Consider the following 6,777-nt stretch of genomic DNA (forward strand, 5'->3'; position numbering starts at 1 on the left):
TTCGGCAAGCCGTCGCCAGGTGAAAAGCTGATTCGGCGATACGCCGCACCGTCTCGCGACGAGGTATGGCATCTTAACTTTGCACCGACATTCATCAGTCGCTGAACAAAGATTATGGAAAATATCTTCATATCAATCCGGGCGAGGCAACGGTCCCAACCTTCTGTCACGACGTTGATAAGGTCAGCTGCATGCCATCATAGGCGGGCCTTGGTGCGGACGGCGGGGCTCGAACCCGCACTCCGTAAGGAAGCGGATTTTAAGTCCGCTGCGTCTACCGGTTCCGCCACGTCCGCCTTGGATGGCCGGTGCGGGCAATTTGCGATTGCTCACGCTACGAGGGTAGTGGCCAAGGTTGGCTCCCCAGATAGCACGTGGCAAGCACCAGACAAAGTGGATGGCGCATACCGACACCTCTCCTGACTTGCCAAACGCCAAGAGCAACCGGCAGGTCGGACTATCATCTCCCAGTTGAGCAGCGAGCACAGTCTCGCGGGATGTCGCGCCAGTTCTCGTCGCGCGGGAGTTTGCCAGATGATCCACGTCAGTCTTATCGGTGCCTCCAGGGAGCAATTATAGTCACGCAGTATTACAAGTACGCGCGAGAGATGTAGGCACTGCTATGAACCGCCCCGGGTTTGCCGGAGGCCCCAACTCCTGAAGGTGGAGCCATGACAGGCGAGACGACGAACAAGTTCTCGCCGGAGGTGTGCACCCGGGCGGTGCGGCTGGTGCTGGATCACGAAGCCGAGCATCCGTCGCGCTGGGCGGCGATCGCGTCGATCGCGAGCAAAATCGGCTGCACGGCGCAGACGCTGAACGAGTGGGTGAAGAAAGCCGGGGTCGACAGCGGCCGCAAGCCTGGGCTGACGACGGACATGGCCGCGTAGCTGAAGGCGCTTGCGCTGGAGCAGGCCCTGCATGAGCGCCGCCCTGTTCATCGCGGCGGCCTCGTGCACCATAGTGATCGCGGCTCACAAGGCGGATTCAAGCAGTCGTCGCAACATCACGGAGGATGTTACGATGACGAAGTCGAAGCGGCGGTCGGGAAGGTCGGGAAGGAGGCCTTTGCACTCGCCCGGGCGTCCATCTGCGTCCGGTCGGGCCGAGCGGGTGTCGTTCTGGGCTGCGATTGCCACCGGCTCGTCAAGCGAGGATGCTGCGGCTTTGGCCGGCGTCGCTCAAGCCGTGGGCGCGCGTTGGTTCCGGAAGGCGGGCGGGATGGCTCCAACGATCTACAAGCCGTCAGCCAAGCCCTTGTCTGGCCGCTATCTGTCGCTCGGAGAACGCGAAGAGATCGCGCTCATGCGGGTGAAGGGCTACTCGATGCAGGCGATTGCGTGCCGGCTTGGGCGGGCCGCTTCCACGATCTCGCGCGAGCTGCGACGCAACGCAGCGACCCGCAGCGGTGACTTCCAGTATCGCGCGACCACGGCGCAATGGCATGCGGAGCGTTCGGCGCGTCGGCCCAAGCCGAGCAAGCTAGCCGGCAATCAGGCTTTGTGCGATTACGAGCATGAGCGTCTGGCCGGCCTGGTCACGACCGTCGACGGAGGCGCCCTCGCAGGACCGCGCGTTACATGGAACGGACGTCGACATGGACGGCGGCAAGAGCGACGATGGGCACGGGCCTGGAATCCTGAACAGATCGCACGGCGTCTGCCGATCGACTTTCCGGACGACTCGACCATGCGCATCAGTCACAAGGCCATCTATCAGTCGCTGTTCATCCAAGGGCGCGGTGCTCTGCGGCGCGAACTGACGGCATGCCTGCGCTGCGGGCGGGTGCTGCGGGTTCCAGGGGCGCGCACGCGGGGGCGCGGCTGGGGCTTCGTCGCGCCTGAAATCATGATCAGCGAGCGGCCGGCGGAGGCAGCTGACCGCGCAGTGCCCGGCCATTGGGAAGGCGACCTGATCCTCGGCCTTAATCGCTCTGCCATCGGTACGCTGGTGGAGCGCATCACGCGCTTCACCATGCCGTATCTGCCGCGCATGCCCGGCTACGGCGAGGCGCCAAGAGTGAAGAACGCGCCGCCGCTTGCCGGCCACGGAGCAACCGCCGTGCGCGAGGCGATCACCCGGACGATCGTCGGTCTGCCTGGCGAGCTCAAGAGATCGCTGACTTGGGACCAGGGATCCGAGATGGCGGAGCACGCTCAGCTGAGAGTCGACGCGGGCCTGGATATCTACTTCTGCGATCCGCACAGCCCCTGGCAGCGGGCCATGAACGAGAACACGAATGGCTTGCTGCGCCAGTACTTCCCGAAAGGCACGGACCTCAGTGCTCACAGCCGGGATGAGATAGGCGCCATCGCCGCCGCGCTCAATGCTCGGCCGCGGAAAACCCTGGACTGGAAGACGCCGGCTGAGGCGCTTGACGCGCTGCTACGGCAAGCCGAAAAGCAACCCGTTGCGACGACCGCTTGAATCCGCCCAATACGTGAGCATCCGATACAGCGAGCGCCAGGCGGAAGCCGGCATCGAGCCCTCCGTCGGCAGCGTGGATGACAGCTACGACAACGCTCTCGCCAAGACGATCAATGGCCTCTATAAGGCCGAGGTCATCCATCGGCGGGGTCCCCGGCGATCCTTCGAGGCCGTCGAGTTCGCGACGCTAACCTGGGTCGATTGGTTCAACCATCGCCGGCTGCTGGAGCCCATCGGCAACATCCCGCCGGTCGAAGCCGAGGAACGCTACCACACCATGCTCGACGAGCAGAAACGGGCGGCGTGACTCAAACGAAACGGCCTCCGGCAAGCCCAGGGCGGTTCATTCAGCGAGGAAAGCCGGTGATGGCTGTGATCGGATATGTGCGCCCAAGTTCGCTTGAACAGGGCACGGCGCTTCAGGTTGAAACGCTGTACAAGGCTGGCTGCGAGGTTATCCGTGAGGAGAAGCGAGTCGGCGCGACGATGGCGGGGCGCAAAGAGCTACGCACCATCCTGAACTTCATCCGTGCAGGTGATGTGCTCATGGTCACTAGGCTCCATATCCTGGCAGCATCTATCACTAGCCTGCAAGATATTCTGCGCGAACTGCACACGAAGGGTGCTTCGTTGAAGACGATCGAACGGCCCATCGACACCAGCAAACCCACTGGCAGGATGTTCCTCGACGTGTTGGAAGTATTGTACGAGTTCGAGGCGGAACTCCTCCGCGAGCGTCGGGTCGATAGCATAGCGAAAGCGAAGAGTGACGGCTCTTACAGGGGGCGCCAGCCGACCATCGATCCGGCGGCTATTGCCCGTCTCCGAGCTCGCGGTCTCGGCCCGACTGACATCGCGAAGAAACTCGCCATTAGCCGGGCCTCTGTCTATCGCCTGCTCCGGAGTAACGTCACCTAACTGCGTTCAAGATCGGAGGTCGACCGAGCCAGTCGGTGAACACGAGTGCTCTGGACAGCCTCTGCAATCCCTCTCGATAGTACGGAAAACACCATCAGACGCGTTGATGACAGTTCGAGCGCCGAGCATCACCATGAGATGGCCAAGACATTGAATTCTGTCAGCTTCTCGATGGATCTGCTGCGAATTTGGAGGCTCCGTTTGCCGCGATCTTCTTGGCTCGCCGTCTTGCGGCAGCTTGCACCACGACCTTCTTAGCCTGAAGCCAGTGGCGTTCGGCCTGTCCCTCTGGGCGCCCCTCCTCCTCCCAAAGCTTATGTGCCTTCTGACGGATCTGCTCGTTTCTCTCGGCCATCAAGTTTCCCCAGTCCAATCACCAAAGTTCTATGGCATAAACTATCATCCGCAGTCGGCCAGTCTACGATATATGCTAGATAATCTTGGGGCGTGCGATGGTATGAACCTCGTGGAATGGTAGATTCAGCGGTTGCGAGGAGTCGGCCGCTAGCTGACATGCTTCGGGAAGCTTGATACGATAAACGTCATGCTCGGGCATGGCAACAACCCGCACATGGCGCCAAAAGCGGGCCGCTGCCGCGGATGCCATATAGATCGGAAGACGCGTGAGACACGAGGGCGCAGTCACACCGCCAATTAACCTGGGGCGGTTGGCCGAGCGCATTTCGGGTCGCGCTCGGCCTTACCGAGCGCCACTCAGCTTGGGGCGAGAGTAGCACGGGGCACTGGATGAATACGACATGTTGGAGTTTTTGAAAAGTTAAAAACTGCAACTCTGGAATGCAAGATCAGCATTACCCCCGCCCTGCTCCTCCAGCTAAAATCCGCCGTGTCGCGCAGCAAGCTAGCCATGTATTGCTAGCACTACTTTGTCAGATTGTCAGAACTGAGCCGGCGGTGACAATGCGGACATCGCGTTGGGGGTGGCCGTTCGAGCCTGGCGATGATGGCCGCGCGGATCGCTGGCAGGGTCGGCTGGGGTGGCGGGCCTGGTTTCTTTTTTCCCGCTTCGCCTGCTTGAGGCGGCGGGATTGAAGGAAGGCGTAGGCGATCATGGTCATGAGCGCGTGCCGATGCAGGCCCGTCCATGATCGTCCCTCAAAGTGATCGAGCCCGAGTTCCTCCTTCATCTGCTGGTGCGCCGGCTCGCAGATCCAGCGCGCCTTGATGGCGCCGGTCAGGCGCTTGAGTGCCGTGTCGGCGGGCAGGTTCGAGAGGTAATATTTACGCTCTCCATTCGAGCGATGTTCGCCGATCAGCCAGGCCTCTTCTCCCGGCAGATGCTGCTGTCCCATGTCGCCGATCCTCTGGGGCGGCCCGTCGGCCACCTTGATCCGCACAGCGGCGAACCGGGCCTTCAGCGGCCCCTTGGTGCCACGCCTCCAACTCAGCGTGCGCCAGGGCGCCGTCGCCAGCGTCTTCCCCGCCGACACCGACTTCCCGTCGGGCACGTGGTTCTTGCGCGGGCGGCCGCCCCCCGCGACGGGAAAGATGAGGGCCACGTCGACCGGATAGACCTTCTGGCGCGCACCCAGCCGACGGCCCAGGTGAGGCCACGCGCGCTCAACCCCTGTCGGAATGGCGCGGAGAGGCCATAACCGGCATCGGCCAGTACGCAGCCGAAGCGCAGGCCGGCCGTGCGTGCGCGATCGATCTCGGCGAGAGCAATCTCGGGCTTGGTCCGATGGCCTCCAAAATCCTCCGGCACGCCGGCGCGGGCTAGGTGTTTAGTCCCACAGTGTGATGGCGTATCATTATCTCGGTTAGAGAGGGACGCGCTATGGGCCAGGTTCTTCACGGGAGCGCCACGACCACGCACGCCGTTCGAACGGAGCTACAACGATCGCCAGCTTCGGCCGCGGAGCTCGCGCGCCGCTTCGGGATCAACGAGAAGACCGTGAGGAAGTGGCGATCCCGCCCGACGGTCGAAGACGAGCCTATGGGCCCGAAGGAGCGGCACAGTTCAACCCTTTCCGCCATTGAGGAGGCAGCCATCGTCGCCCTGCGCGTGCAGGCTCGCCTGCCGCTGGACGACGTGTTCGTCGCGTTGAAGGACGTCATCCCGCATCTGACGCGCTCGTCGCTGCACCGCTGCCTCCAACGTCACGGAATCTCGCGCCTGCCGAAGGCCGATCGCGAGAAGCCCAAGCGGTTCAAAGCTTATGAGATCGGCTACTTCCACATCGACATTGCCGAACTGCGCTACGAGGGCGGCAAAGCCTATCTGTTCGTGGCCGTCGATCGCACTTCCAAGCTGGTCTTCGCCAGGATCTACCGGAAGGCAACGAAGCTGGTTGCAGCCGGCTTCCTCAAGGCTCTGCTCGTGGCCGTTCCCTACAAGATCCACACGGTGCTGACCGATAACGGCGTTCAGTTCGTCCAACACGACAAAAGAGCTGAAAGTGGCTCCGTCGCCCATGTCTTCGGAAGAGTCTGCGCCGAGCGCGGCGTCGAGCACAGGCTCACCAAGCCATATCATCCTTGGACCAATGGCCAGGCCGAGCGGATGGTCCGCACAATCAAGGAGGCGACCGTCCGCGCCTTCCACTACGCCTCAATCGACGACCTGAGACGCCACGTCCGGGACTGGTTGCTGGCTTACAACTACGCCAAGCAGCTCAAGGCGCTTCGGTTTAGGACGCCGCTCGAAGCCCTCAAGCTAATCAGCGCAGAAAGGCCGGAGCTGTTCAACCGTCAGCCAAGCCATGACATCCTGGGACTGAACACCTAGTCGCGCGGGATCGCTCGTCCAGCTCTCGGGCAGGAACAGCCGCAACTCCACCATGACCGGAACTTCACCGGACGCCAGGGTCAGAGACACCAGGGTCTGGCAGTTGGCGTTCTTGCCCAAGGCCGAGGCGTATTGCGGCGCGACGCCGACCGAGCGCTCGCCCTTCTTCGGCAACGCCGTATCGTCGACGATCAGCCAGGCCTCGGCGCCGCCAACCATCCTGTCGGCCTCAGTGAGTAAGGCCTTCTCAAGCGGCGCGGCGTCCCAGGTCCCGCTGGCGATGAAGTGATGAAGCTGGTCGTAGCCGACACCACCGTCGCGGGCCGCCATCGGCTGGATGCTCTTGCGATCACCGCCGCCGATCAGCCCTGCCACATAGGCCGGGCACTCCGCGCCCGCACCTTGTGTCGCAGAGCATCGAGAAAGGGCGCAAGCCAGCGCTCCAATTTAGCTCGTCCCTTGAAGCTCCGGTCGACCGCCGACGCCAGCACGTCATCGTACCGGGAATGCGCACTGGGCTGCGATTGAGCCAAGCCCGACCGCGAGACGTCCAGAACGTCGCATAGCCATGCCACCGGCCAGATGCTCCGGTGCTTCGCGATGAAGGCGAACCTCATGTCGCTTCCCTCGCGAAGAAGGCTGCGGCCTTTATGGAATGGCCCGCCCCTCCCTCTGGCGCCATG

4 protein-coding genes, 1 tRNA gene and 5 pseudogenes are annotated in these 6,777 nt (G+C 62.7%); 5 read left to right on the forward strand and 5 right to left on the reverse strand.

Annotated features, from left to right (window positions below):
• Positions 1 to 211: 211 nt before the first annotated feature.
• Positions 212 to 296, reverse strand: a tRNA-Leu gene (locus KHC19_RS07780).
• Between the two features lie 375 nt (positions 297 to 671).
• Here KHC19_RS07780 and KHC19_RS07785 point away from each other — a divergent pair.
• From KHC19_RS07785 to KHC19_RS07800, 4 genes and pseudogenes are all read left to right on the forward strand, one after another.
• A pseudogene (locus KHC19_RS07785) lies at positions 672 to 884 on the forward strand (transposase); the annotation flags it as partial.
• A 139-nt stretch (positions 885 to 1,023) separates the two neighbouring features.
• A complete protein-coding gene (locus KHC19_RS07790) occupies positions 1,024 to 2,427 on the forward strand; it encodes an IS30 family transposase (RefSeq protein WP_213351812.1) in 1,404 nt (467 codons plus the stop codon).
• 4 nt (positions 2,428 to 2,431) lie between these two features.
• Positions 2,432 to 2,734, forward strand: a pseudogene (locus tag KHC19_RS07795) (integrase core domain-containing protein); the annotation flags it as partial.
• Positions 2,735 to 2,793: 59 nt separating this feature from the next.
• Positions 2,794 to 3,345 carry a recombinase family protein gene (locus KHC19_RS07800; RefSeq protein ID WP_213351807.1) on the forward strand — a complete coding sequence of 184 codons (552 nt, stop codon included), beginning with the start codon at positions 2,794 to 2,796 and terminating at the stop codon, positions 3,343 to 3,345.
• Positions 3,346 to 3,505: 160 nt separating this feature from the next.
• Here the strand turns inward: KHC19_RS07800 and KHC19_RS07805 are convergent, their stop codons facing one another.
• Both KHC19_RS07805 and KHC19_RS07810 read right to left on the reverse strand, forming a co-directional pair.
• Positions 3,506 to 3,700, reverse strand: a complete 195-nt coding sequence (locus tag KHC19_RS07805) for a DUF2934 domain-containing protein (RefSeq protein WP_213351808.1) — start codon at positions 3,698 to 3,700, stop codon at positions 3,506 to 3,508.
• A gap of 543 nt (positions 3,701 to 4,243) precedes the next feature.
• A pseudogene (locus KHC19_RS07810) lies at positions 4,244 to 5,086 on the reverse strand (IS701 family transposase); the annotation flags it as partial.
• 57 nt (positions 5,087 to 5,143) lie between these two features.
• Between KHC19_RS07810 and KHC19_RS07820 the strand changes: the two are divergent.
• Complete coding sequence (locus KHC19_RS07820; protein ID WP_213351810.1) at positions 5,144 to 6,094, forward strand: IS481 family transposase; 951 nt, start codon at positions 5,144 to 5,146, stop codon at positions 6,092 to 6,094.
• Here KHC19_RS07820 and KHC19_RS07825 read toward each other — a convergent pair.
• Positions 6,092 to 6,540: pseudogene (locus KHC19_RS07825) on the reverse strand (IS701 family transposase); the annotation flags it as partial. The gene KHC19_RS07820 and the pseudogene KHC19_RS07825 sit on opposite strands and share 3 nt — an antisense overlap.
• Positions 6,541 to 6,552: 12 nt before the next feature.
• Positions 6,553 to 6,777 (reverse strand): annotated as a pseudogene (locus KHC19_RS07830) (hypothetical protein); the annotation flags it as partial.

It is taken from the genome of Ancylobacter oerskovii, from assembly GCF_018390555.1.
GTDB lineage: Bacteria > Pseudomonadota > Alphaproteobacteria > Rhizobiales > Xanthobacteraceae > Ancylobacter > Ancylobacter oerskovii.